The organism is Nocardia sp. X0981, from assembly GCF_977089955.1.
The window spans coordinates 357,679-382,673 of sequence record NZ_OZ372435.1; the positions used below are offsets into that span (position 1 = coordinate 357,679).

The following is a 24,995-nucleotide window of genomic DNA, read 5'->3' on the forward strand; positions in this document are numbered from 1 at the left end:
TTCGGCACCCCGGCCGCGCGGATGACCACCGCTGTGGAGGATCCGGCGGCCACGGAATCCGGGTGGCGGTACGCGCCGCCGGTACGCGCGGTCCTCGGGCCGGTGCTCATCGCGGTGCTGGTCGTGGACGCGGTGATCAGCCTGATCTTCGAGGTGCTCTCGCTGCCCCTCTATATAGGTGCCGTACCGGTCCCGATCGCCGCGCTGCTGGCGGCACCGGTGAACCTGGCGCTGGTGTGGGCGGCCGCGACGGTGACCGGCCGGCTGTCGGCGCTCTTCCTGCCGCTGGCCGCCTGGCTGGTGGCCTTCCTGATCGCCGCCGGTCGCGGGCCCGGCGGGGATGTTCCCCTGCGTGGCGATCTGCCGACCCTGCTGCTGTTCATCTGCGGTGTGGTGCCACCACTGACCTATATGTACGTGGTGGCGAACCGGCCCCGGAGCGCGCAGCGCCGGTGACCCGCGACGGGGCCGGGCTCACCAGGCCCCGTATTCCGGGACGAGGATATTGTTCACGTCCACGCCGATCCCGTCGACGGTCCGGTCGTCGATCTCGAACTGGTGCAGATGTGCGGCCGGGTGGACGAAACCGGCCGGAGTTCCCCAATCGTGCTGCCAGTACCAGGCGGCGGCGCCGGCCAGTCGCGCCAGTTCGATCGTGGGCGCGTTCGCGTAGACGCCGGTGTTCTCCGTGCCCACCACCGCCTGCCAGCCGCGCAGATACGGCAGGATCATGGTCGCGAAATCCACGGGTGTGGGGTTGTCGTCGATGGAGGCGTAGATCGGCCGATCGTCCGGTCCGCCGGCAGCGCGGTGCAACGCCAGTCCGCGTTCGGCGTGCCGCTTCCCGGCTTCCATACCGCCGCGCCAGTCCGCGGTGGGGCCTTTTCCGAACTGGTAGCAGGAGACGATGGTCAGTCCCGCTTCCCGTAGGGCGTCGGCCTCCGCGATCAGCAGCGGTTTACCGGCCATCCATTCCGCCCCGGGCCGGCGGTCCGAGACGTAGCGGATCACTCCGGTATGTCCGGCCGACCGGATCGCCGCCGCCGACGGCACCCCCGCCGCGTAATCGAGCAGGGTACCCAGAGGCGCGGCAGTAGCCCGGGGAACGCCGACTGCCGCCCCGGCCGCGCCCGCGGCGAGGGCGGCGGCGGTGTAGCCGAGTAGAGCACGCCGTGACAGAGCGGAAACCATCGCAGGACTCCTTCGCACACCCCGGTAACACGGAAACGGCGTGCCCGGCGCACTTCCCCATAGCAGTGTGCGCCGGGAGCCTAGAACGTGCGGTTATTCCACCACATTCACATCCGAACCACCAGGACCGTGGGCCTCACGCGTCACACGACACCGGTTCCCGCGTCCGGAGAATACGTCCGATCCCTGAACACGCTCTCTACACCCGTGATCGCGGTACGGCCGGGAGGTGACGAATCCGGATTCCGCCGTGATCAGAGACGCCCGTACCCGACGATATCGATATCGGGGACCGCGGCGGGATCCCAGCGCTCGATACGCACCTCGTCGCCTTCGTTGCCCCCGATGGTGGTGAGCGTGCCGTTCTCGGCGATCAGCACGATATTGGTGTGCTGACCGAACCTGCTGTCCGGGCCGTACAGGATCACGTCCCCGGTGACCGGCCGGTTCCGCACCGGTTCCTCGCCCGCGGCGCCCACCCGTTTCCGCCCGCCCATTCCCCGCGCCCCTTCGTCTCTCGGACCGATATCGCCGTCCTACCCGTCGGCCGGCTTCCAGCATGCCCGGTACCGCGGACCGTGTCGCGCGGATTCCCGTGACCCGCGGGAAAGATTCGTCCCGCCCCCGCCGAACGCGCCCTCTACAACAAACGGTCCATGCGGGCGCCCACGTCCAGTGTGCGGGTCGCCGGGTCGGCCAACTCGGCCCGCACCACGCGCAGTACCTGGGCCACGATCTGTTTCCTGATCCCGGCGAGTGCGCCCAGCACAGCGGCGCGCATACCCTGTGCCGCGTACTCGAGCCGGACATCCTCGCGCGCCGGCGGATCCACCTCGACGACGATCAGCAGCGGATCGGCGGCCCGCGCCGTGAGGATCAGGGGGATCTCCACCTCGGCCCGGTAATGGTTGTCCTTGAGCACGGTGACCGTGATGTCCAGCGAAACCGGCACCATCAGGTCGAAACGCACCAGGGCGCGATCGCCGGTGGCCTCCGCGGGCTCCCGATCACCGAGTTCGGGTTGCCCGACTTCACCGTGCACGGTGACCGTGGCCGCCGCGCGGGGACCGGTGCGCAGCGGGCCTATTTCGATCCGCCGGCCCCCCAGGGGAGTGATGAACTCCCCCAACCGTTCGCGGGTGATGATCCGCGGAAAGAAACGCCGGCCGAATTCCGTGTAGTCGATCCAGTCGAAATACGTGCGGGTGCGGTGCGGGGAACGTTCCCGGGCCACGATGGCCTCGACGTCGTAGATACGACTGCGCATAACACCCGGATCGCGCAGCAGAGCGTTCACCCGGTGGGCGACTTCGCGTTGCAACAGTCCGGCGATCGGGTCGAGCAGCCATTCGGCCACCGAATCGGCGGCGCTCAGTCGCAGCAACACACTCACATCCGACCGCCGGACGCGCGGAATATCGATCACGACGAGCAGCGGGTCGGCGGTCCGGGCACGGAAGACGAGGTCGATGGATACCACGGTTTCCACCCGGAGCCGTTTGCCACCGAGCAGTATCTTCGCGGCCAGCGAAACAGGTATGCGCACGTCGAAGATAACCTGGGTGCCACGACGCACCACCCGGGGGTGGCCGATCCGGCCTTCGGCGTGGAAACCGGCGAGCCCGGCGGGCGCCAGGTTGAACGGCCCGATGGACAACCCTCGACCGGTGATCCCGGCAACCGCTTTCTCGATCCGCCGCTCGGTTACCGCATGAGCGACGAATCGCCTGCCGAACTCGGCGTAGTCGATCCATTCCGGGTCGCCTGGTTCGACCGGTTCCATGAGCCGTTCCGACACCTTCACCTCCACCGACCGTGATCACGGTACGCGATGGAGTGGGCACGCCGTCGACCGACCGACCGCCCCGGCACGGATATCAGTGGCGCGCGGAAGTGTCCGCTTGCCGCGCGTAGAAAACGCGGCCGACCTGTAGATAAGAGAGCCGGTCTCCGGCCCGCGTGCTGAACCGCCGGACGATGTCGTAGAGCCGGGCGTCCTTGCCGATCACGACACGCCTTTCGCCTTTCACGGTGGCATCGACCATTCGCCGCGCCACCCTTTCCGGTTTGGCGGAAAAGCCCCGGGCGAGTTTTTCGGGTGCGCCCAGGGCCACCGCGCTCTTACGCACGAGCTCGGTCCACACCGATCCCGGAAGTACGGTCGTGACGGTCACTCCGGAGCGGCCCCGCAGATCCTGGGCCAGGCCGTATCCGACCAGCGCGAGCGCGGCTTTCGAGGCACCGTAGAGGGCGGAGCCGGGCACCGGCACGATCGCCGCCAGGCTCGACGTGTTCATGACAACGGCCCGGGGACGGCGCTGCAGGTGGGGGAGGAAGGCGCGCGTCAGCCACAACGGGCCGAAAAAATTGACCCGCATCACCGTTTCGATTTCGGTATCGCTCAGCTCGGTCACGGTGCGGAATTCCTGCGCTATCCCCGCGATATTGAACAGGCCGTCCACCTGGCCGTGGTCGGCGAGTACGAGCTCCGGAAACGCCGCTACCGCCTCCCGGTCGGCGATATCGAGTACCCGGGCCGAGAAACGCGCGGGGTCGGTGACGAGTTCGGCGGTGCCCGTCAGGGCGTGCTCGTCGCGATCGACGCCGACGACGGTCGCGCCACGGCCGACGAGCTCCCGGGCGACACAGCGCCCGATGCCGTTACCGGCTCCGGTGACGACGAAAACTTTCCCCGCGACCTGCATGGTTGATCTCCCGCTTCTCCGATGACATGCGCGTTCAAGGTATCCGGTCTCCTACCGGGCCCGTGCGCATGGGAATGAGGGTGGTGAGCAGGATGGCGAGCCCGGCGGCGACGACGGAGATGAGGAAGGCGGTGTGGAAGGCGTCCCGAGACGGCAGGTGCTGCCCACCGAGGGTGATCGTCATATTGGCCAGGACCGCGCCGGCCACCGCGGCCGAGGTGGAGGTGCCCACCGAACGCATGAGGGCGTTCAGGCCGTTGGCGGCGGCTGTTTCGGTGATCGGCACCGCGCCCATGATCAACGCGGGCATGGCGGCATAGGCCAGGCCGACACCGCCCGCGACGAGTACCGAGGCGAGCATGATCTGCCAGACGCTGTTCATCATCGCGGAGGCGCACAGATAGCCGAGACCGACCACCGCCGCGCCGGTTCCGAGGGTCAGTTTGGGTCCGAAGCGCGCGGAGATCCGGGCCGAGACGGGCGAGAGCAGCATCATCACACAACCGCTGGGCGCCAGCGCCAGCCCGGCGGCGACCATGGACAAGCCGAAGCCGTAACCGGTTTCCGTCGGCGCCATCAGCAATTGGGGGAAGGTCAGGGACATGCCGTAGAGGGAGAAACCGACCGCGATCGAGGCGATATTGGTGTACAGCACTCGGGGCCGGGCGGATACCCGCAGATCGACCAGCGGATGGCGCCGGCCGAGTTCGTAGCGGCCCCAGCCGAGGAAGACCAGGATCGACACCGCGAACAGGGTGAGGATGCCGGCGCTGGTCCACCCCCATTTCGCGCCCTGGGTGATCGCGATGAGCAGGGCGAGCAGCGCGGTCGCCAGACCGGCGGCACCGCCGAAATCGAAGGGGGCCGGTGAGCGTAGCGGCGATTCCGGGACGAACCGGTGGATGAGCAACGCACCGGCCGCGCCCATGGCGGCCGCGGCCCAGAACAGCACGTGCCAGTCGGCGTGTTCGGCGATGAGGGCGGCCAGCGGCAGCCCGATCGCGCCGCCCACACCGAGAGTGGAACTCATCACGGCCATGGCCGCGCCGACTCGTTCCGGCGGAAGTTCGTCGCGCAGGATACTGATGCCCAGCGGGATGGCGCCGATGGCCACGCCCTGGAGCGCGCGCCCGGCGACCGAGGGGATCAGCGACGAGGACAGCGCGCACAGCACCGAACCGGCCACCATGGCGATCAGATCGAACAGCAGGATCCGGCGTTTGCCGAACATATCGCCGAGCCGGCCACTGATCGGTGTGCACACCGCGGAGGCGAGCAGGGTCACGGTGATCACCCAGGAGGCGCCGGTGGCGGTGGTGTCCAGCAGGGCCGGCAGGCTGGGTATGAGCGGCACCACCAGTGTCTGCATGAGGGAGACGACGATGCCGATCGTGCTCAGCGTGGCGATCAGCAGAGTGGGCGAGACGTGGGGGCGATCCCGTTCCCCGGATCTGGAAGGGTCGTCGGCCACGGCAGTCACGAATATGCACGTTACACAGCTTGTGTATCGTGCACAATTTGTAATCGGGCGAATCAGACGACATAGTGTGCGAATGTCCGATTCGGCTGCTCTGCCCGCGACCGATCGCCGCGATCCCACGGTTCTGGCGCGGCTGGTCCTGGAACTGACCCTGCTGTCCCGGCAATACCCGGCCGCCCGCCGGAATTCGCCGTTCCGGCTGGACAGATCCGCCTATCTGATCCTGACTCGCCTGCAGCTGGGCGGACCGCTGTCGCTGCGCGAACTCGCCGAAGCGTTCGGTTTGGACGTCTCCACCGTCAACCGGCAGGTCGCGGCCATGCTCGAACAGGACCTGGTGGAACGAGTCCCCGACCCGGACGGTGGCATAGCCCGCAAAGTCCGCCCGAGCGAGAAGGGCCTGCGACTCTTCGAAGACGATCTGGCGCTGCAGCGGCGCGGCGTGGGCGCGGTGCTGACCGACTGGCCCGATGACGATGTGGAACAACTCGTCCGGCTGATGGAACGGTTCAACGAAGGTGTCGAAGGGCTCGCCCGGCACCCCTGGCCGCGTCCACACCGGACCGTGGGGTCCGGGGGCCGGTGAGCGGGAACCCCGGCGTCCGGACCGCAGCCGGTACCGTGAAACCATGATCACGCTCAAGAAGGAAGACGGCGCAGCGGATCTCGCGGGGATCACCAAGCTGAGCGTCGGTGTCAGCTGGGATCCGTCCGCGGGGGCCAGCGGCGGTGCGCTCGGCTGGGCCCGCCGCAAACGGGGAGTGGACCTGGATCTGATCGCCGTTCTGATGCAGGGCAGCGAGCCGGTGCGGTTCGCCGGGCTGGATTCCCTGGACCCGCTGGGCAACGGTTCGGTTCTGCACTCCGGTGACGAGCAGACCGGCGCCGCCGCCGGCGACGACGAAACCGTGCACGTCACCTTCGCCGATGTACCGGGCGGTATCGACGCCGTCATCTTCGTCGCCGCGGCATTCAAGAAGGGCAGTTCCTTCGACAAAGCCAACAACATCTCGTTCAAGGTCTACGACGCGACCGGCGGCAGTAGCCAGCAGGTGGCCGATATCTGGCCCTCCCTGCTGGGCAACGACAACGCCAACGCGGTGGCCCGGGCGTTCCGCAACGGCGATACGTGGCAGCTCGAGGTGCTCAACCGCAAAGGCAAGATCAAACAGGGTGACAAGCAGGCGCTGTTGCGTTTCGCCATGGGCGGCGGGTCCTGAGCTCGTCCCGCACGGACGCGCCGAAACCGCCGCGCCGCGGTCGGTCCGGTGCCGGGGTCAGGTGGCGGCCCAGCCCGACCAGCGGATGATCTCGATGGTGAGCACCGGCCCCGGCGGCGGCTGGGTCACGTACACGGGGTAACGCGAGGTCAGCAACTCGAGACCCCGGCGCTGTTCGTCCCCGCCCGCGATCCGCGCGGTACCATCCGCGCGGACCCACCACAGACGGGACCAGTCCTCGTCGTAGAAATCGGCCAGTACGGCCACCTCCGGGTGCGCCTCGATATTGGCCAGCCGACGCAGGGCGATGGTCGATTTCGGTTTGGCGTCCACCGCCGTGTAGACGGTGTCCCCGGCGACCGCGAAAACGATCGGCACGATATGGGGGCGGCCCGCGGCGGTCACCGTGGCCAGCCGGGCCACCCGGGCCGCGGCGAACCGCGCCCGCGCCTGCTGAGCGTTCAGTCGCACAGGGGCTCAGCGCCGCCGGCCGCGCAGATAATCACCGACCACCGCCGTGCCCAGGCCGTCGAGATCGGGTGCCACCACCCGGCCGCCGCTGCGCCGCGCCACCGAATCTACGAAGGCCGCCAGCCGCGGCTCTTCGCCCAGCATGAACACCGAGATCGAAGCGCCCAGTTTCGCCAGGGAATCCACCTGCAGCATGGTCATGGCCAGAGTGCGGCGGTCCGGGGGCCAGGTGAAGAAGGCCGAGCCGTCCGCTTCCAGATGAGCGGTCGGCTCACCGTCGGTGACCACCAGCACCACCGGCACCGCATCCGGGTGACGGCGCAGATGCCGGTCGGCCAGTAGCAGTGCGTGATGGAGGTTCGTGCCCTGCTCCCACACCGGCTCGAGGGCAGTCAGTTCGCCGATGTCCACCGTCCCCGCGTGGCGGCCGAAGGTGATCAGTTCCAGCGCATCGCTGCGGAACCGGGTGCTGATCAGGTGCTGCAGGGCCAGTGCCGTGCGTTTCATCGGCACCCAGCGTCCGTCCTGCACCATGGACCACGATGTATCCACGCACAGGGCCACGGCCGCCCGCGACCGCTGTTCGGTTTCGGCGATTTCGACATCGCTGACATCCAATGTCACCGTGCGGCTTCCCGCGGAGGCCGAGCGCAGCACCGCGTTGCGCACGGTACGCGAAACGTCCCACGGTTCGGTGTCGCCGAACCGCCAGGGACGGCTCGCACCGGTGGGTTCCCCCGCCGCCCCGGCCCGCGCGGTCTCCCGCTGTCCCTTCCGCGACCGCAGTTTCCCGACGATATCGCGCAACGCCACCTCACCGAGCCGGCGCAGCGCTTTCGGCGTCAGCCGCAGCGAACCGTCGGGGGCCCGTTCGAACAACCCCTGCCGGCGCAGCTCACGTTCCAATTCGGCCAGCCGGGTGGCGTCCACCCGGGCCTCGGCACCGAGCTGCCGTTCCAGCATCTCCACATCGATATCCTCCAGCCGCGCACCGGGATAGGACTGGGCGAGCTGCGCGGCCAGTTCGTCGAGTTCGCCGAGATCCTGCATCGCCTCGACAGCGGCCCCCATACCCAGCGGGTCCTCCCCGCGGAAGCGCCGCCCCGATTCCCAGTCCTGCCCCGGCCGCAGCGCGCGCAGATTCGCGTCGAGCGCCGCGATCTGCGCCGCGATACCCGGATCACCGAATGCCTGCTCGATGAGGTCGTTCAGCTCGGCCCGCTGCTGCTCCGACATCGAGTTCATCATCCGCTGCGCCGCGGCGGCACGGGCGGCGAGCGCATCGATCAATTCCTCGGTATCGCGCGGATTCTCCGGGAAGAACTCACCGTGCCGGGCCATGAATTCGGCGAACCGCTCGCCGGTGTCCGCGCCACGGGCGTGCGCGGCGAGCAGTTCGTTGAGGTCGGCCATCATTCGCCGGACCCGTTCCACATCCTGCGGGGTCGTACTCCGCAGGGCCTGTTTCATTCCCTGGAAACGGGATTCCAGGAGTTCCCGGCCGAGCAGCTCGCGGATCTTGCCGTAGTTCTCCTGCCCGGTCTCGGATCGCCACCGGTATTCGCTCAGTTCCCGCACCGCCCCCGCCGTACCGGAAGGCAGGGCGTCCAGCCGCATTTCCGCGAAGCGCGCATCATCCGACGGATCCGGGAAAAGGGCCCGACGCTCGGCCGTCAGCGCCTGGTCCAGCAGTTCGCGGACCTGCTGCAATGTCCCGTCCAGCCGATGATTGCGGGAGATCTCGGCCCGCCGCTGCCACAACCGGCGAGTCAATTCCTCGAGGCCGGGCAGGCCGGTCGTGCCCCGCCGCAGCAATTCCTCGAGCGCGGCACGGGGGGAGGAACCCTCCATCACCTCGCGCCCGATCTCGCCCAGTGCCTCCCGCAGATCGAGCGGGGGCGCCAGCGGGTCGGGCCCGTCGTGGTAGGGCCCATAGGAGTATCGGTCCGCCGCTGTCATAACGCCCTCTTCGAAATCCGGTACCGCGATCAGCCGCCGTACACCGCCGTGCCCTCGTCGCCGGAGTCCTTGGCCACCTGCCGGGCCAGATACAGGGATTCCAGCGCGAATTCCACCGCCGCGGCGATCCGCTGCGGCGGATCCCCGGCATCGGCCCCCAGCCGGAGCGCCACCTCGTGCAGTATCGGCAGCTCGGGGAGCGCGGCGAGCACCTGCGCACCGGGAACCTGCTCGCCCGTGGTCACCAGATGTCCCTCGTCCACGGCCTCGGCCAGTGGACGCAGGTTCAGCCCGCCCAGCCGCTCCCGCGCGGTATCGGCGAACGCGCGCCGCAGCATATGGGTGAGATGTTCCTCTTCGCGCCCCTCCTCCCCGGATTCGAACTCCAGCTTGCCCCGCAGCACCGCCGGCACAGATTCCAAGTCGACCGGCCGGGCGACCGCGGGATTCTCGCCGGTGAGCGCGGCCCGGCGCAGAGCCGCCGCGGCCACGGTTTCGGCCGCCGCCACCGCGAACCGCGCCGAGACACCGGAGCGTTGATCGATGGCCGGGGATTCCCGCAGCCGCCGCACGAACCGCGCCAGCACCTCGATCAGCGGATCCCCCACTTCCGCGACCAGCGCGGCCTCCTGCCGGACCAGCGCCATCTCCGCCGGCACCGTGAGGGGGTAGTGGGTACGGATCTCCGCACCGAATCGGTCTTTCAACGGGGTGATGATCCGGCCGCGGTTGGTGTAGTCCTCGGGGTTGGCCGTGGCCAGCAACAGCACGTCCAGCGGTAGTCGCAGCGTATAGCCGCGCACCTGGATATCCCGCTCCTCCATCACGTTCAGTAATGCCACCTGGATACGTTCGGCCAGGTCGGGCAGCTCGTTGACGGCGACGATGCCGCGGTGCGCACGCGGGACCAAGCCGAAATGAATGGTTTCCGGATCGCCGAGACTACGGCCCTCGGCGACTTTCACCGGGTCGACATCACCGATCAGATCCCCGACGGAGGTATCGGGGGTGGCGAGCTTCTCGGCGTACCGCTGCGAGCGGTGCCGCCAGGCCACGGGCAGATCGTCGCCGAGTTCGGCCGCGAGCCGGTGCCCCTGCGGGCTGATCGGCTCGAGCGGATGTTCGCCGAGTTCGAGCCCCTCGATCACGGGGGTCCATTCGTCGAGCAGGCCGATCACCGTCCGCAGCAGCCGGGTCTTGCCCTGCCCCCGCTCACCCAGGAGCACCACATCGTGGCCGGCCAGCAGCGCGCGCTCCAATTGCGGTAGCACAGTGCGCTCGAATCCGACGATCCCCGGCCACGGGTCCTCGCCCGACGCCAGCGCGGCCAGCAGATTCTCCCGGATCTCGGCCTTCACACTTCGCGGCGCGTATCCGGCCGCCCGCAACGCGCCCGCTGTCGCGGGCAGGTCTGTTGGCACAGTCACCTCATCGACGCTACGACGATTTCGCCCAGAGGTCGACAGTCGACCGCCGCACCGGACCACGCCCGCCCCGCCCATACGGCTCAGGAGGCGCCCGCCCGCAGCCGCTCCCGGACGATCCCCAGTCCTTCCCCGCTCAATTCGTCCACGGCGCTGTCCCGCCCCGAGACGACCAGCAACAACGACAGTATCGGCCCCCGCACCCGCGGCCCCGGCCGATCCACCGAGCGACCGCCTTACGCCGGTGCCGGCGACTACCGGGCACGGCGTTCTCTCGTAGCGCCCGGCGCCACAGCGCCCTTATTTCCGGGTCGCTCCGTGCGCGCGTGCCTCCGCCCAGAGCCGCCGAAGAATGGTCGCGGCCGGGTCCGCGGCCGCCGACCGGAACTCGGTACCGGCCCACAACGCCATATCCTCGGGCGCGGCCGCCGCGGCCGCCGCCGCACGCACCGGGCTGGTGAGATGGTGCAGTTGCGGATACGCGGCCGGCGCCGCCGTGTCGTAGGCGGCGATGAAGTCGTTGGCCAGCCCGCGCGCGGGGCGGCCCGAGAAAGCCCGGGTCACGACGGTGCGGGTGTAGCGCGGATCGCCCAGGGCGTCCTTGTGCGCCGCCTTCGCCCCGGACTCCGGGCTGCGCAGGAACGCGGTACCGAGTTGTACGGCGACGGCCCCGTGGGCGAGCGCCGCGGCGATCCGGGCGCCGTCGCCTATCCCACCCGCCGCCACCACCGGCACCGGGCACCAGGCGGTGATCTCGTCGAGCAGGTCTAGCAGCGGTACCGCCGCCGGCTCGTCCTCCACCCGGAACGTCGCCCGGTGACCGCCCCCTTCGGGCCCCTGGACACACAGCGCGCCCACCCCGGCCGCCACCGCGTCCCGGGCCTCGTCCGGCGTGGTCACGGTCGCCATCACCGTGCATCCCGCGTCGCTCAGCCGGCGGAGAGCCGGGCCCGGCGGCAGGCCGAAGGTCAGCGAGACCACCGGCACCCGCTGCTCGACCAGAAGATCCACTTTGGTGTCGAACCAGTCGTCGTCGCGTTCCCGGATCACGGGTAGCTCGATACCGTATCGCCGGGCGGTCTCCCGCAGCAGTTCCCGGTACTCCCGCACCGCGGCCGCGTCGTACGCCGGCTCCTGGGGAACGAACAGGTTCACCCCGAACGGCGCGTCGGTCCGGGACCGCACCTCCCGGACCTGCTCCGCCGTCGCCTCGGGGGTTTTGTACCCTGCGGCGAGAAACCCCAGCCCACCGGCTTGCGCGACACTCACCACCAGATCCGGGGTGGACGGACCACCCGCCATCGGCGCGGCAATGATCGGAACGGCGAGATCTGCGGGATCGAACATGCTCCACCTTCCTCGGTCCGGAACCGGATTCGACCCTACCCACCGGCCGCGGCCGGCGGTCGCGGCAAAGGTTACGACACAACCGGGACCGGGGCGCCGGACGATCTCGGCTCGCCGGGCCCGGCCGGCCGCCCCGGTGCTCGCGGGAGCGATCGGCACCGCCGCGGTGCCCCGGGCCGGCGGTTCAGAAGCGGTTCTTGTGCTCGGTCACCCATTCCGCGAATGTCCGGGCAGGCCGGCCGAGTAGCCGGGCGACGGTTCCGTCCGGAACCCGGGCGGCCTCCGGAGGGTCGGCATGCCAGCCGATGACATAGTCGGCGTCGGCCGCCGGCACGCCCGTCCGTAGCAGCCGCTCGGTGGCCTGTTCTCTGCTGATCCGTTCGAAGGTGATCTCCCGGCCGAGCGCCTCGGCGAGGATCGCCACCCGCCGGGCGGGGGTCAGTGCCTCCGGACCGTTGAGGTTGTACGCCCGGCCCGCGTGACCGTCCTCGGTGAGCGCGAGCGCGGCCACCGCACCGAGATCGCCCTCGTGCACCACCGCGCTGGGGATATCGAAGGGTTCCCGCACCACCCCTTCGGCCCGGACGGATTCCGCCCAGGTGAGCGTATTGGACATGAACTCCTGTGGTTCGAGCCTGGTCCAGGCGACCCCCGACTCCGCCACCGCGGTCTCCGCCGGACCCACGTACCCACCCCACAGGATGGTGATGCGCTCGACCCCGGCGGCGACGGCCCGCCGGACCAGCTCGGGCCCGGTCTCGGCCACACCCGGCGTGACGGTGATGTGCAATCCCGTCACACCGTCCAGCGCGGTATCGAGGGTGCTCGGCTCGGTATGGGTGCCGGCCACCACCTCCGCGCCCGCGGGCAGCGACCCCGTGGCCCGCTCCGGGTCGCGGGTCAGTGCCCGCACCGTCCGTCCTCGGCGCAGCAGCTCGGCGACCACGTGCCGGCCGGTGTTTCCCGTTGCGCCCGTTACCAGAATCGTCATGATCAACTCCTTCCGGCGACGACGCTAAAACCTCGATCTAACTCGAGGTCAAGTACTCGGCGGAGCGCGCTGGTCACCCACCGCTTGCCCGCACGGACGATACAGCCCAGAATTGCCATAGGGTTTCCCTGTAATTCGACGCTCGAGCCTGATTCCAGGTATTTGCGCACCCGTTGGATCGTGGGTGCGGTAGACAGGGCGGACCGTACGCGGCCGGCGCCCGGAAACCTCGATACGAGGCGGCGCTCATGCCAGACGTCGACTATTGCGTAATAGGTGGGGGATTTGCCGGATTGTCCGCCGCGCTACGGCTGAAGCAGGCAGGCCGATCGGTGGCTCTTCTGGAAGTTACAAGCAGTACACCGGTGGATTCCCGCCCGGTCGGCGGCATGCTCAGCCATGCCCCCACCGGTGTACTGACCCAGTTCGGCCACGCGCTGCGCGAACGCTGCGGCCGCATCCACTGGGCCGGAACCGAGAGCTCCGCTGTGATGTGCGGCTGGGTAGACGGAGCCGTCCGTTCGGGCGAGCGGGCGGGTGGCGAAGTACTCGCGCACGAGACCATGGCGGTGGTGGGTGGAGAGGCGGCCGATCGTTGAAGGTCGTCCGCCGCGCCGTATCAGGGTTTGCGGCCGACCGCCGCGTAACCCGGGATCTTCGTGTCCATCGATTTCGCCGGTTCGATCGGGGGCCGCCACCGGTGGATGGGCACCACGCCGGGCTCGAGGATTTCCATTCCGTGGAAGAACCGGGCGATCTCCTCCCGATCGCGCGGATGGCAGTACATCCCGCGCTCCTCGTACACCTTCACCGTGGCTCCGACACCCTCCGGATCGAAATCGGCGGTCAGATGCGTCAGGGTCAGATACGAGCCCGGCGCCAGCGCGTTCACCAGTGTCTCGGTGACCTCGTACGCCCCGGGCACGAAGTTCAGCAGAGCGATCATGGACAGGCCGATCGGCTCGTCGAAATCCAGGGTGCGGCGTGCGGCCCGCAGGATCTCCTCGGGCCGGGTCGCGTCGGCCTGGAGGTAATCGGTACGCCCTTCGGGGGTGCCGACCATCAGCGCGCGGGCGTGGGCGAGCACGATCGGATCGTTGTCCACGTAGACGACACGGGCTTCCGGCATCTGTTCCTGCGCCACCTGATGCAGGTTCGGTTGGGTCGGGATACCCGTACCGATATCGAGGAACTGACGTACCCCGGCCTCTCCGGCGAGAAACCGTATCGCTCGGTGGATGAACCCGCGGTTCGCCTGCGCGGCGAGCCGCACCTCGGGAAGCGCCCGCAACACCTTCTCGGCGGCTTCCGCATCGGCCGGGTAGTGATCCTTACCGCCGAGGTAGTAGTCGTACATCCGCGCCACATGCGGCTCGTGCGGGTTCAGGCCGGTCCTGTCCATACCGGCCAAGATACAAGACCTCCAACGGTTTTCGAACGGCATCACCACCGCCGGCCCCGGCCCGGCGGCATACCGGCCGCCTTTGGGAGCAGCCACCCGCGCCCGTGCTCACCCGAGCCGTCGTCCGGATGGGCCCCGGACGATCTGCCAGGATGGCCGCATGAGAACCATGGCTCGATCCGGCATGTTCCCCGCCGGAACTCTGGTTCTGCTGAGCGCGCTCTATTTCGCGCAGGGACTGCCGTACGGATTCTTCACCCAGGCACTTCCCGTGGTGCTCCGCGAATCCGGCTTCTCCCTGATCGAGATCAGCGCCACCGGTATCCTGTTCGCCCCCTGGGCCCTGAAATTCCTGTGGGCGCCCTATGTGGACCACTACGGCACCCGGCGGCAATGGTTGCTGTCGCTGCAGCTCACCGCTTCGGCGGTGACGCTCGGGCTCGCCTGCCTGGATCTGTCGTCGTCGCTGCGCTGGCTGCTGGCGGGTATCGCCGTGGTCAACGCGGTTTCCGCGACCCAGGACGTCGCCACCGACGGTCTCGCCGTCCAACTCCTCGGGCCTCGGCAGCGCGGCCTGGGCAACGGCATCCAGGTCGGCGCCTATCGGATCGGCATGATCGTCGGCGGCGGCGCCCTGCTCTGGCTGTTCGCACTCGCGGGGTGGCCGATCCTGTTCGTCGCCATGTCGATTCTGCTGCTCGTCACAGCGATCCCGGTGTGGTGGTCACCGCGCACCGCGATTCGCAGCACACCGGAGAGAACAGCACCGCACCCGGCCCGGTTGGCGACCGGATGGTGGAAGCGGCTGCGCCGACCGGGAATGATCGTGTTCATCCTGCTCATCGGCGGCTTCAAGTTCGGCGACTCGATGGGCTCGGCGATGGTCGGCCCGTTCATGTCCGATACCGGCCTCACCCTCGGGCAGATAGCCCTGGTCAAAGGTGTTCTCTCCTCTACCGGGGCACTCGCGGGAGCCGCGCTGGGCGGGTGGCTGTGTTACCGGCACGGCCGGCGCCGCGCCCTGCTGATCGGCGGTATCACGCAGACCGTCAGCCTGGCCCTCTATCTGCTGGTAGCGCTGGGAGTCGGCGGGTTCGAGCTGATCGTCACCGCGAGCCTGGCCGAACATGTTCTCGGCGGCGCCGCGACCGTCGCGGTGTTCACTCTCATGATGGACGCCGCCGACCCCGAGCACGCCGGCAGCGACTACACCCTGCTGGCGTGTGCGGTCGTGACGGTGCAGGGCATCGCGGGGTTCGCCGCCGGAACGGTCGGCGAACTGCTCGGCTACCCGGCATTGTTCGGCTCGAGCCTGGTGTTGTCGGGAATCGGCTGCGCCGCCTTGGTGCTCGCGACCGATCGAGGTGCCGGGCCGGCGGGTGTCCATACGGTGTGGGCGGTTCCCGGCCGGGTTGCCCGATGAGTCTCGGCGCCGCCGGCAGCCGCGCCGGCCGTACCCGCGCCCTCCGGGCTGCGACCGGCCGAGTTCACTGCGAAGATCGACCCTCGAGACGCTTCGAGGGGCCGGGCCGAACACCGAAACGGCACCGAACCAGTCCTCCTGCCGATCCCTTCTCGCCCCGCACCGAAAGAGCTACCAGTTGTACACACCCGGCAATCGCTTCGATCCGCTCCCCCGATCGCTCACCGAACTGAGAGCGGTATTCGGTTCCTTGCCCGCCGACGGCGAACTCACGGGTGACTATCGGGCCGAGTTCATCGGACCACGGCCGCTGCATACCGCCGCGCCCCGGGCGATCGCGCTCGGCGGTATGCCCCGGTGGCACGGGAAGCGTTTCGCCGGGGACGGGACCGCGGTCAATCTGCTCCGCGCTTCGGCCGCCGCCGACGCACCCCTGCTCGAACGACTCCCCATGGGCGTGGACACCGAACCGTCCTGGTTGGACGGGCAACCGGCGATCGTCGTCTCCTACGGAGCCGATGGCCCGATCCCGTGGCGGTGGGTTCGCGACGAATTCCGGTTCCTCGACGCGCGGACACTCCTCGGGCTCACCTTCGCCGGTGGCCGCTGGTCGCGCCGCGCCGCCGCGCCGTTCCTGCTGATCCGGGAGAGCTGAGCCCTACCGTTCCCCCGGGCCTTCGGCGTCGGCAACTGGTACCGCTACGTCGGTGACCCCGAGATCCCGAGGAGGAGGCCGATGCCGACCCGCTCCCGATCATCATGGTGGACCGGATCCGCACCCCGCTGCTCGTCGCTCAGGGCGCCGACGACGCACATATCGTGCAGGCCGAATCCGACAATATCGTCGCCCGGCTGCGCGAACGCGGTATCCCGGTCGAGTATCTGGTCGCCGAGGACGAAGGCCACGGTTTCGGGAACCCGGAGGACCCGATCATGCTGTACCGCGCGATCGAGCGGCACTTCGCCCGGTATCTCGGCGGAGCGGGGTGGGTGATCGGGAATTCGAGTAACGAGCTCGCCTCCGGTGCGATGTATCCGGACAAGATCAAACCAGGAGGTTCGTATGTTGTCTGCGAAGCGGCTCGCCGCCGGCGCCGTCGTTGCCACCGCCACCGCGGCCACTGTGCTCGCCGGTGGCGGCGTGGCCCAGGCCGACGTACCGGTGTGGCAGGCCAACTGTCACGTCTACAACGTCTTCAATACCGGGGGGATGGCCAATTGCGAGCTGCCGACCTGGCACCAGGTGAAACTCACCTGCGTCGCGTGGCCCGTCCCGTTCACCTACTGGAAGTACGGCCCGGTGCAGTACGGGCAGAACCAGTCCTGGGCCAGCTGCGACTCGTTCAACGCACTGACGAAGGTCGAGGTCATCCAAGCGTAGGTTGTGGACGACCGTTCCACGGTAGCCGCTCTTGCGAATACGTCGAACCGCCGTCGCGGACGCTGCGACGTATTCGCGGAGCAGCACGAAGCCGGACGGGCGGCCGACCACTGTGGTGCGATTTCGTATTCGGCCCCGGAGTATCCGGCTCGATAGGCCGACCCTCATGAAGCGGCCGGACCCGAGCTCTCCGTCGACCTATGAGGAAGCGCTGCGAATCGCATGCGATCTGGCCCGCAACGCCGACACTCTCGTCCCCTACCCCCATCAGGGTCTCGAAAACGCTCGTTACGGGCGGGGTTTCGCTTTCCTACAGACGATCGGAACCGACCGCGGCGATATGGACGGCTATGTCCTGGTGACCACGACCGGTTACGGCAGCGGACTGCTATCGGTGGGTGGAAGCACCATCGATACGGTGATCGCCGAGCACCTGGCCCGAGCCGAACACGCCAACAGGAACATTCCCGACAGTGAACTCTCGGCGGCGCACCGCGTGGCGCTCGAGGCCTACGATCTCGGCCTCACGCGCACAGGCGAACTACCCGGGCGCAGGAAGATCGATGCCGCGACAGCCGACTACGCCGAGTACGTTCTCATCGCCCTGCGGCGCAACGGCAACCGGGAAGATCCCGGGCGCGTTGTTCTCGCCCGCAACGATTTCCTGATGCGGAGTCCGGTCGCTGGGCGTCGATACACCCAGCCCTGCCCGCGCTGTGAGCGGCCGGCGGTCTTCCAGGAACGCTACCCGCGCGCGGTATGCGATCACTGCCTGAGCCGCACCACCGACCGCACCGGGCGCCGGATCACCGGTTTCAACACCCATCTGAGCGGCGGAATGATCGCCTACTACACCGACACCCTCGAGGACCCGGACGGATCCGGCTCCCAGCGGGAAGAATGCGTCGAGGTGACCCGGACCGGTATGTGCTTCGTCGCCGGACAACCCGCGACCATGCAGGAGGCACGTTTCGGTGGGATCGTCGTACAAATGGCATCCGGCCACCGGCCACGCCGGAGATGGCTCGGTAGGGGTTTTCGTAGACGCTGACCCGCTACCCGTCCGACCATCCAGTACGCCGCCCGGGCGGCACGAGTCTACGGCCGATGCGCCGCCACCCGCCGGCGCATCGGCCGCCCGATCGGTTACGCGGATGCGCAGATCGCGGCGATCTGCCTGGTGAACGACTGCCCGGTGGCAACCCGCGACATCGAGGATTTCACCGACCTCGGCATCACCATCATCAACCCCTGGGAGCCGACCACCGACTGCACTATCGCGTAGCAGTTGGGACTCCACCGGTAACAGGCGCCACCGAACGGCCGAATATCCCTGCAGCGCACTGGCCTTCGCCGCACGCACGAGACTTCGGCGAACCTCTGGATACAGGCCGGTGCTCTCCCGAACCGCTCCCGATCAGCCGTAGAAGGTGGGCCTGTGACTCCTCCGATGCTGTCCAAAGGACAGAACGCGCCTCTGCCCGAGGATGCGAAACACATCGACGTCGTGCTCGGCTGGGCCGAGCCGGAGTTCGAGGTGGACGTGTCCGCGCTATTGCTCGGAGCCGATAACAAGGTCGGGTCCGACGCCGACTTCGTGTTCTACAACCAGCCGGAATCGCCCGATGGCTCGGTCCGGTTCGCGGGCACCGACACCATCGGGCAGGGCGCCCGGGCACGTATCACCATCGATCTGACATCGGTGCCTTCGAACGTCCATTCCATCGCGTTGGCGGGCAGTGTCGCCGCAGGCGATTTCGGAGCACTCGGTGAACTCGCCCTCGACGTCGTCGACGAGACCGGTCGTCCGCTGGCCCGGTATGCGACGCGAGACGCGTCCACCGAGTCGGCATTCGTCTTCGGTGAGATCTATCGCCGCGGCAACGGCTGGAAGATCAGAGCTGTCGGGCAGGGCTGGGAGTCGGGTCTGGCGGGGCTGGCCACGGATTTCGGTGTCGCCATCGATGCCTCCGGTGACAGCGCCTCGAGCGGTGATGTGTCCGGCACCGAGCAACCCGGGCACTCTTCCCCGGCCGCCTTCATCCCGGAATATCCTCGAGGCTCCTCCTATCGTCTGTGGAGCGAGGCGCGCACGTGGTGCGACCACGAGCTGAACGTCGAAGACCGGTATCTGCCGGCGATCCGCAGCCTCTTCCCACCGGATTTCCCGGAGGGCGGCTCCGTGCTGACCCCGGAGGTGCAACTGGTTCCCGAACCCGCCGGACCGCAGGGCCCTTTCTCCATCTCGATTCGAGCCAAGGGCCAGACGATCGGCTATCTCGACCCCGACGAGGCACCCCGGTGGGCCGGCCCGATCAGGCGCATCGTCGCGTCGGGATTCGTACCGACCACCTCGAGCAGGATCTGGGCCGACGAGTACGACGGCTGGAACGGCCCCGAGTTCCGGGCCCGGGTGCAGATCGCCCTCGGCGAGCCACACCTGGCCATCCCGTCGAACGACCCACCGGCGCAGCCCTACACGCTGCTTCCCCGGTCGGCGATCGTGCAGGTGACGAAAGAGAACGAGCATTTCGACGTGCTGCGTCACCATGTACCGGCGACCGGGCACGGCCTGTTGTTCGTCACCCTGGTCGAGAATGTGCCGGCAGCGGGCAAGGCGAAACCACATGTCGAAGTACGCGTCGACGATCAGCGGGTGGGGCAGCTGACCCCGCAGATGAGTCAACGGTTCCTCCCCATGATCCAGCACCTTCGGACGCGCGGGCTCACCACCGCCTGCTGGGGCGACATCAAAGGCTCGGCCGTGGCCGCCGAGGTGCGCATCGACGGGATCAAAGCCAACGAGGCGACACCGGCCGTGCTGGACGGGCCACCGGTGACCGTCGCCCCCCTGTGCCCGGCGAACCCGGATCCCAACCGCTACGACCTGGCTCCGATGAGTTCGCTCCTGACCCCACTGCCGCCGATGCCACCGACACCCACCGCGTTGCCGAAAGAGCCGCCGGACGGATCGATCGTCAAATTCGACAAAGGCAGCGGCCGCTACCACTACATCGCCGTCCGACGCGGCGACAACTGGGAAACCACCGCGACCGGCGACTGGGGCTCGATCGACGAGGTGATGTCCTGGAGCAACCTGGCGGCCCGGGTCCGCACATTCGAAATCGCCACCGAGTGGAGCCCCGTCGACCCGGCGCGGGATCGACGAATCCACGCTCATCTGGCGGTCGTGCGCTTCACAATCGGCGACAGGTACCTGGCGGCGATCAATGTCTGCGCCGACGGTCGGGCAGCGGGCGATTGGTACACAACGATCACCGACGGTGCGGAGCACAGCCTGCCCTTCGGGGATTACGCCCGCTGGCAGGATATAGCCGCACACGGTAGCCACATCCAATTGGTAACGAGGTGGTCCGCACTCGTCTGATCGAGTCGTACCCGATCAGAGTTCTACAGGCAGGCGAGCGCGATATCGATGCTTCACGACTGTCCGGTGTTCGGTACGCACCGAACACCGGACAGCGTGGGAGTTCCGAATCCGGAGATCGACCTCCGAGAACACTGGCACCGACTGGTCACGGCAGTCGGGCGGCATCGGCTCACTGCTGCGAGATCACTTACTTGCCGTCGATCACCCGCCCGAGTTCGAGATCGATATCGAACTCCTTCGGCGCGGCTCCACACCGGGCGATCGCATCCCGCGCCTCCGCCCGGATGGCCGCCTTGTCGGCAACGACGCGGGTCACCCCGAACGCCGGCACATAGATGAGCCACTTCGACCCATAACAGCTCACTTTCACAATGAACCGCACGCTTCTCCCCCTTCGCCTCGAATGGCCGATTCCCCTTCTTCCCACCAGGAATCGGTCTGCGCATCTGAGGTTCCGCCGTCCCGGGCGTAGAATTCGACCGCCACAGCCGGAGGACTCGACGAATGCGCCGAAAGGTCGCACGACCACTGCCTGAGCGCATCAGCGAACCGAGCAAGCGTGGCTAGCGGCAACGACCCCGCAGTACCCTTCGGTATATGTTCGTAGCACGGAACCCGCTGTACAAGCACACTCATCGCGCACCCCCAGTTTCCAGGAAGTATTAGGTGCCTCAATAGTTCCGCTGGCGCACACCGCAATCCACGGCGCACAAGATGTACCTATGATGCATCCATGCGACGGCAACGACTCATCGACGCCCGCAAGGCCATCGGCAAGACCCAAGAGGAGGTAGCCGAGGCCGTAGGCGTGGATCGCACCACCCTCGGCAAGTGGGAGCGAGACGAGTCGACCCCGCAACCGGGCCAGCGATCCCGCTACGCAGAAGCCCTCGGGCTCACCCTGGACGAACTGGCCGCCATGCTGTCCAGCGTCCCGTCGATCGAAAGCGAGACACCCGACTGGGTCTCGACCTACTTGGGGATGGAACAGTCCGCCACCACGATCAGAGCCCACGAACCCCGTGGTATCTATGGATTGCTCCAGACGCCCCGCTACACCGAAGCGCTCATATCGCGTGTGGGAATCACCGGAGTTTCGGATACCTACATTCAGCGATCGGTGGAGCAACGACTCTACCGGCAGAAGCGTGTCCGGTCCGGAGATCTGGAAATCGACCTGGTGCAACCCGAATCGGCGCTGCACCTGGTAGTCGGAACCGCAGAGGTGATGGCAGAGCAGATGGCGACCTACCTTCAACTGTCCGAACTGCCCAACGTCACATTGCGAGTTTCGCCCTACAGCGCAGGTAACCACGAAGCTCTCAGGCTCGGGAACTTCGCGCTCATGACACACCCGTGGGGCACGCCGCGAGTCCATCTGGAGAGCTACGGCGGCGGCCGATTCATCACGGATGCCGATGAAGTAGCCTATTTCTCGGCCGTGTTCGACCAGGCGAAGAACGTGGCCTTGACTCCCGCGGAGTCCAAGAGGTTCGTTCGCAGGCTAGAAAACGCATGGAGCAAGAGATGCTGAATTGGCGTAAGTCGAGTTTCACCAACCCGGAAACATGCGTTGAGGTCGCGAAAACAACAACGGGCAACTTTCTGGTCCGAAATTCCAATTCGCCGAATTCCGGCACCGTCGAATTCACCGATGCAGAATGGATAGCATTTATAAAAGGAGTGAAGAACGGAGAATTCGATCCGGATAGGCTATGAAGCGAACAACCGGACCACTTCTACCTGTACGACGCCGGGACCCTGTTCGCCATCGACAACAATGACCGGCGCATGTGGGCACGCCATAGCCCGGCTCTCGAAGACGGGCGTGATATCCATGTACCTGCCGTCGTCGGCCAAGCATGGCGGGACTCCCGGCGCCAGGTCGGGCTCGGCAAGTTTCTCGCCGGATGCCACGTCGTGCCCGTCGACCTCGAAACCGCTGAAGCAGCAGGAGTTCTCTGCGGCAGGGCAGGCACCGCAGATATCGTCGACGCCACCGTCGTCACCATGGCGGCCCGCCTCGGCGCCATCATCTGAACCTCCGACCCGGAGGATATCCGGGCGCTCATCGCCGCCCAAGACATCAAACCCGCCCCCGTCATCCGCACGGTCTGAACTTCCACCGAGGTTTCGACGCCGCCGATATCACCGTCGAGGTGCAGTGCGGCCACAGGCTCACGGAAGGGGGCTGCTCGGGCGTCCGAGCCGGACACGCACAGCAACCTGGAGAGAAGACTATCGAACCGAGGGCGCAAGTTTGCTGCCGGAGAATCGGGTCGCCGCATCACTTGTGCCCGAGGAACCGTGGCCCCGACGACAGGAACCGGATCGAGCGTGCCGATCTGTCGCCGTCGCTCAGTCGGCGGTGCCGGGTTCGACGACCCACTCGGCTTGCAACCCACTCACCGAGGAGATCATGTCGAAGTCGCCGTCGTAGTGCAGAACCGTGGCCCGGTGCCGCTCGGCCGTTGCCGCGATAAGGACATCGGCCAGCGACAGCGCCCGATGAAAACCGGCGTTCAGTGCCAACCCTTGGATCTCGAGCGCGCGCTCGAATTCCTCGTCATTGCAGGGCAGGTAGTCGAAACCGCGGAGCAGGGTACGCAGGCGCAGCGCCTCGGGCTTGCCGCGCGCCGAGTACAGCACCTCGTACTCGGTCGGGGCGCACACCGCGAGAAGCCCCGCGTGGTCCAGCGCATCCAGTCGCTGCCGCACCGCGGGTGTGCTCCGGCGGGCCAGCGCCGACTTGTCGATCAGGTAGCGCCCCTTCACGCCACCGAGGCTCCGTTTCCACGCTCGAGCGAGCCGTCCGGCTTCCGCGGCCCGGTCTGCGCCCGGATCTCCGCGAACGCGTCCTCGAACTCACCCTCGTCGATGGCCTCGAACAGCTCCCGGCGTAGCCGCAGTTTCACCCCCTCCTCCATCGCCGCCCGGACTGCCGCCGCTTTGGTCTTCACCCCGTATACCCGCATCGCCTGCTCGACGATCTCCTCGTCCAGATCAATGACAGTCCTGGCCATCGGTCATCCCTCCTCAACTCACCCCTCATCCACGATATCAATTCGATCCATTAAATGACATCGAATAGCGGGTAGCTTTCGTTCACCGCCCGATCACCGCCACCAGCTCGACCCAGGTCGTCGCCTGGCCGGCCTTGCCCGGACCGAGTTGTCGACCAAGTAATCGATCACGCGGACTCGGGCTCGCTCGGCGAGACCGCCGGCGCGCCGAGCTCGCTCCCGAGGTCGGCCGGCCCTGCGATGCCGTCGATCATCGCGCCCCTCTGCTTCGAGGCGATGAGCCGGCGCAACGCGAGGTCGAGAACGGCTCGGTTCGATCGCTCGCCCGTGAGTGCCCTGGCCCGCCCGAGTAGCCGCGGATCCAGGCCGACGCTGGTAATTGCCGTAATTTCCCCTTACGTCGACCATATAGTCACGGCGTCAGGAGACCATCCACCCATGCCGGGGCCTCCGCTCGCAGGCGGATCGCGCTATCAGACGGTGAATCGGAACTCGACTAAACGTTGAAGCGGAACTCGACCACGTCGCCGTCGGCCATGACGTAGTCCTTGCCCTCCATCCGGACCTTGCCCGCAGCCTTCGCCGCCGCCATCGACCCCGCCTCGACCAGATCGTCGAATGCGACGACTTCGGCCTTGATGAACCCGCGTTCGAAGTCGGTGTGGATGACCCCAGCCGCTTTCGGCGCGGTGTCGCCCTGGTGGATCGTCCACGCCCGGGCCTCTTTCGGTCCGGCCGTGAGGTAGGTCTGCAGCCCGAGGGTGTGGAACCCGGCGCGAGCCAGCGCGTGCAAGCCGGGTTCGGACTGGCCGATGGATTCCAGCAGTTCGGCCGCGGATTCCTCGTCGAGTTCGAGGAGCTCGGATTCCACCTTCGCGTCCAGGAACACCGAATCCGCCGGCGCCACCGAGGCTTTCAGTTCGGCGATCTTGGCCTCGTCGCCGAGCACCGACTCGTCCGCGTTGAACACGTACAGGAACGGCTTGGTGGTCAGCAGCGACAGTTCCCGGAGCAGTTCCCCGTCGACCTCTTTCGCCGCCGCGAACAGGGTGCGCCCACTGTTGAGGATCTCCTGCGCCTGCTTGGCCGCGTCCGCGTACGGTTTGCGGTCCTTTTTGACCTTGGCTTCCTTCTCCAGGCGGACCACCGCCTTCTCGAGAGTCTGCAGGTCGGCGAGGATCAGTTCGGTTTCGATCACCTCGATATCGGAGGCCGGGTTCACCTGGCCGTCCACGTGCACCACATCGTCATCGGCGAAAACGCGGACCACCTGGCAGATGGCATCGGCCTCGCGGATGTTGGCGAGGAACTTGTTGCCCAGCCCGGCCCCCTCGGAGGCGCCCTTGACGATGCCGGCGATATCGACGAAGGAGACCGTGGCGGGGACGATGCGGGCGGAGCCGAAGATCTCGGCGAGTTCGTCCAGCCGCGGATCGGGCAGCGGGACCACCCCGACGTTGGGCTCGATGGTCGCGAAGGGGTAGTTCGCGGCGAGCACGTCGTTGCGGGTCAGCGCGTTGAACAGCGTCGATTTTCCGACGTTGGGCAGGCCGACGATTCCGAGGGTGAGACTCACGAGGACAGCAG

General features: G+C 67.7%; 29 protein-coding genes and 1 pseudogene. 13 read left to right on the plus strand and 17 right to left on the minus strand.

Annotation, left to right across the window (positions count from 1 at the left end):
* Nucleotides 1–21 precede the first annotated feature (21 nt).
* Entirely contained in the window at nt 22–456 is a 435-nt protein-coding gene (locus ACYR7D_RS01650) for a hypothetical protein (protein ID WP_459547869.1), read from the plus strand.
* Between the two features lie 18 nt (nt 457–474).
* On the opposite strand, the gene ACYR7D_RS01655 is transcribed toward ACYR7D_RS01650, so the two are convergent.
* The 5 genes from ACYR7D_RS01655 to ACYR7D_RS01675 all read right to left on the minus strand — a co-directional run bounded on the left by ACYR7D_RS01655 (nt 475) and on the right by ACYR7D_RS01675 (nt 5,376).
* Nucleotides 475–1,191, minus strand: a complete 717-nt coding sequence (locus ACYR7D_RS01655; protein WP_459547870.1) for a DUF1906 domain-containing protein — start codon at nt 1,189–1,191, stop codon at nt 475–477.
* A 254-nt stretch (nt 1,192–1,445) separates the two neighbouring features.
* Nucleotides 1,446–1,688 carry a CHAP domain-containing protein gene (locus ACYR7D_RS01660; protein WP_459547871.1) on the minus strand — a complete coding sequence of 81 codons (243 nt, stop codon included), beginning with the start codon at nt 1,686–1,688 and terminating at the stop codon, nt 1,446–1,448.
* 143 nt (nt 1,689–1,831) lie between these two features.
* Nucleotides 1,832–2,989, minus strand: coding sequence for a hypothetical protein (locus ACYR7D_RS01665; protein ID WP_459547872.1), 1,158 nt, complete (start codon nt 2,987–2,989; stop codon nt 1,832–1,834).
* Nucleotides 2,990–3,068: 79 nt separating this feature from the next.
* Nucleotides 3,069–3,896, minus strand: coding sequence for an SDR family NAD(P)-dependent oxidoreductase (locus tag ACYR7D_RS01670; RefSeq protein ID WP_459547873.1), 828 nt, complete (start codon nt 3,894–3,896; stop codon nt 3,069–3,071).
* Between the two features lie 34 nt (nt 3,897–3,930).
* Nucleotides 3,931–5,376, minus strand: coding sequence for an MFS transporter (locus tag ACYR7D_RS01675; protein WP_459547874.1), 1,446 nt, complete (start codon nt 5,374–5,376; stop codon nt 3,931–3,933).
* 73 nt (nt 5,377–5,449) lie between these two features.
* Here ACYR7D_RS01675 and ACYR7D_RS01680 point away from each other — a divergent pair, with 73 nt between their 5' ends.
* Both ACYR7D_RS01680 and ACYR7D_RS01685 read left to right on the plus strand, forming a co-directional pair.
* Entirely contained in the window at nt 5,450–5,962 is a 513-nt protein-coding gene (locus ACYR7D_RS01680; RefSeq protein ID WP_459547875.1) for a MarR family winged helix-turn-helix transcriptional regulator, read from the plus strand.
* 43 nt (nt 5,963–6,005) lie between these two features.
* Complete coding sequence (locus ACYR7D_RS01685) at nt 6,006–6,596, plus strand: TerD family protein (RefSeq protein ID WP_459547876.1); 591 nt, start codon at nt 6,006–6,008, stop codon at nt 6,594–6,596.
* Nucleotides 6,597–6,653: 57 nt separating this feature from the next.
* Here ACYR7D_RS01685 and ACYR7D_RS01690 read toward each other — a convergent pair whose 3' ends face one another.
* The 6 genes from ACYR7D_RS01690 to ACYR7D_RS01715 form a co-directional block, all read right to left on the minus strand.
* Nucleotides 6,654–7,061 (minus strand): TIGR03668 family PPOX class F420-dependent oxidoreductase, encoded by a 408-nt coding sequence (locus ACYR7D_RS01690; RefSeq protein ID WP_459549964.1) that lies wholly within the window; start codon nt 7,059–7,061, stop codon nt 6,654–6,656.
* A 12-nt stretch (nt 7,062–7,073) separates the two neighbouring features.
* On the minus strand, nt 7,074–9,026 hold the full coding sequence (locus tag ACYR7D_RS01695) for a vWA domain-containing protein (protein WP_459547877.1): 1,953 nt from the start codon (nt 9,024–9,026) through the stop codon (nt 7,074–7,076).
* Between the two features lie 29 nt (nt 9,027–9,055).
* Nucleotides 9,056–10,453, minus strand: a complete 1,398-nt coding sequence (locus ACYR7D_RS01700; protein ID WP_459547878.1) for a sigma 54-interacting transcriptional regulator — start codon at nt 10,451–10,453, stop codon at nt 9,056–9,058.
* Between the two features lie 80 nt (nt 10,454–10,533).
* Entirely contained in the window at nt 10,534–10,674 is a 141-nt protein-coding gene (locus ACYR7D_RS01705) for a hypothetical protein (RefSeq protein ID WP_459547879.1), read from the minus strand.
* A 76-nt stretch (nt 10,675–10,750) separates the two neighbouring features.
* Nucleotides 10,751–11,797: an NAD(P)H-dependent flavin oxidoreductase gene (locus ACYR7D_RS01710; RefSeq protein WP_459547880.1), complete on the minus strand. Its 1,047-nt coding sequence runs from the start codon at nt 11,795–11,797 to the stop codon at nt 10,751–10,753.
* Nucleotides 11,798–11,981: 184 nt separating this feature from the next.
* Nucleotides 11,982–12,788, minus strand: a complete 807-nt coding sequence (locus ACYR7D_RS01715) for an NmrA family NAD(P)-binding protein (protein WP_459547881.1) — start codon at nt 12,786–12,788, stop codon at nt 11,982–11,984.
* A 248-nt stretch (nt 12,789–13,036) separates the two neighbouring features.
* On the opposite strand from ACYR7D_RS01715, the gene ACYR7D_RS01720 reads away from it, so the two are divergent.
* Nucleotides 13,037–13,387 carry an FAD-dependent oxidoreductase gene (locus ACYR7D_RS01720; protein ID WP_459547882.1) on the plus strand — a complete coding sequence of 117 codons (351 nt, stop codon included), beginning with the start codon at nt 13,037–13,039 and terminating at the stop codon, nt 13,385–13,387.
* A gap of 20 nt (nt 13,388–13,407) precedes the next feature.
* Here the strand turns inward: ACYR7D_RS01720 and ACYR7D_RS01725 are convergent, their stop codons facing one another.
* Nucleotides 13,408–14,190: an SAM-dependent methyltransferase gene (locus tag ACYR7D_RS01725; RefSeq protein ID WP_459547883.1), complete on the minus strand. Its 783-nt coding sequence runs from the start codon at nt 14,188–14,190 to the stop codon at nt 13,408–13,410.
* A 160-nt stretch (nt 14,191–14,350) separates the two neighbouring features.
* Here ACYR7D_RS01725 and ACYR7D_RS01730 point away from each other — a divergent pair, with 160 nt between their 5' ends.
* The 6 genes and pseudogenes from ACYR7D_RS01730 (at nt 14,351) to ACYR7D_RS01755 (ending at nt 20,382) form a co-directional block, all read left to right on the plus strand.
* A complete protein-coding gene (locus ACYR7D_RS01730) occupies nt 14,351–15,613 on the plus strand; it encodes an MFS transporter (protein WP_459547884.1) in 1,263 nt (420 codons plus the stop codon).
* 178 nt (nt 15,614–15,791) lie between these two features.
* A complete protein-coding gene (locus ACYR7D_RS01735) occupies nt 15,792–16,268 on the plus strand; it encodes a hypothetical protein (RefSeq protein ID WP_459547885.1) in 477 nt (158 codons plus the stop codon).
* A 6-nt stretch (nt 16,269–16,274) separates the two neighbouring features.
* Nucleotides 16,275–16,594, plus strand: a pseudogene (locus ACYR7D_RS01740) (alpha/beta hydrolase family protein); the annotation flags it as partial.
* 82 nt (nt 16,595–16,676) lie between these two features.
* Nucleotides 16,677–16,994: a hypothetical protein gene (locus tag ACYR7D_RS01745; protein WP_459547886.1), complete on the plus strand. Its 318-nt coding sequence runs from the start codon at nt 16,677–16,679 to the stop codon at nt 16,992–16,994.
* A gap of 166 nt (nt 16,995–17,160) precedes the next feature.
* Entirely contained in the window at nt 17,161–18,045 is an 885-nt protein-coding gene (locus ACYR7D_RS01750) for a hypothetical protein (RefSeq protein WP_459547887.1), read from the plus strand.
* Nucleotides 18,046–18,444: 399 nt separating this feature from the next.
* Nucleotides 18,445–20,382 (plus strand): TerD family protein, encoded by a 1,938-nt coding sequence (locus ACYR7D_RS01755; RefSeq protein WP_459549965.1) that lies wholly within the window; start codon nt 18,445–18,447, stop codon nt 20,380–20,382.
* Between the two features lie 190 nt (nt 20,383–20,572).
* Here the strand turns inward: ACYR7D_RS01755 and ACYR7D_RS01760 are convergent, their stop codons facing one another.
* Nucleotides 20,573–20,749: a hypothetical protein gene (locus ACYR7D_RS01760; RefSeq protein ID WP_459547888.1), complete on the minus strand. Its 177-nt coding sequence runs from the start codon at nt 20,747–20,749 to the stop codon at nt 20,573–20,575.
* A 369-nt stretch (nt 20,750–21,118) separates the two neighbouring features.
* Between ACYR7D_RS01760 and ACYR7D_RS01765 the strand changes: the two genes are divergently transcribed.
* From ACYR7D_RS01765 to ACYR7D_RS01775, 3 genes are all read left to right on the plus strand, one after another.
* Nucleotides 21,119–21,919, plus strand: a complete 801-nt coding sequence (locus ACYR7D_RS01765; RefSeq protein ID WP_459547889.1) for a helix-turn-helix domain-containing protein — start codon at nt 21,119–21,121, stop codon at nt 21,917–21,919.
* A complete protein-coding gene (locus tag ACYR7D_RS01770) occupies nt 21,913–22,104 on the plus strand; it encodes a DUF397 domain-containing protein (RefSeq protein WP_459549966.1) in 192 nt (63 codons plus the stop codon). Before ACYR7D_RS01765 ends, ACYR7D_RS01770 begins: the two co-directional genes overlap by 7 nt.
* A 72-nt stretch (nt 22,105–22,176) precedes the next feature.
* Nucleotides 22,177–22,425, plus strand: a complete 249-nt coding sequence (locus ACYR7D_RS01775) for a PIN domain-containing protein (RefSeq protein WP_459547890.1) — start codon at nt 22,177–22,179, stop codon at nt 22,423–22,425.
* A gap of 318 nt (nt 22,426–22,743) precedes the next feature.
* Here the strand turns inward: ACYR7D_RS01775 and ACYR7D_RS01780 are convergent, their stop codons facing one another.
* From ACYR7D_RS01780 to ychF, 4 genes are all read right to left on the minus strand, one after another.
* Complete coding sequence (locus tag ACYR7D_RS01780; RefSeq protein WP_459547891.1) at nt 22,744–23,160, minus strand: PIN domain-containing protein; 417 nt, start codon at nt 23,158–23,160, stop codon at nt 22,744–22,746.
* Nucleotides 23,157–23,408, minus strand: coding sequence for a type II toxin-antitoxin system VapB family antitoxin (locus tag ACYR7D_RS01785; RefSeq protein ID WP_459547892.1), 252 nt, complete (start codon nt 23,406–23,408; stop codon nt 23,157–23,159). The genes ACYR7D_RS01780 and ACYR7D_RS01785 overlap by 4 nt, the downstream gene beginning before the upstream one ends.
* 167 nt (nt 23,409–23,575) lie before the next feature.
* A complete protein-coding gene (locus ACYR7D_RS01790) occupies nt 23,576–23,797 on the minus strand; it encodes a type II toxin-antitoxin system VapB family antitoxin (RefSeq protein ID WP_459549967.1) in 222 nt (73 codons plus the stop codon).
* Nucleotides 23,798–23,904: 107 nt separating this feature from the next.
* The gene (gene ychF / locus ACYR7D_RS01795) at nt 23,905–24,984 is read right to left on the minus strand and encodes a redox-regulated ATPase YchF (RefSeq protein ID WP_459547893.1); all 1,080 of its coding nucleotides are present in this window, start codon (nt 24,982–24,984) and stop codon (nt 23,905–23,907) included.
* Nucleotides 24,985–24,995 lie beyond the last annotated feature (11 nt).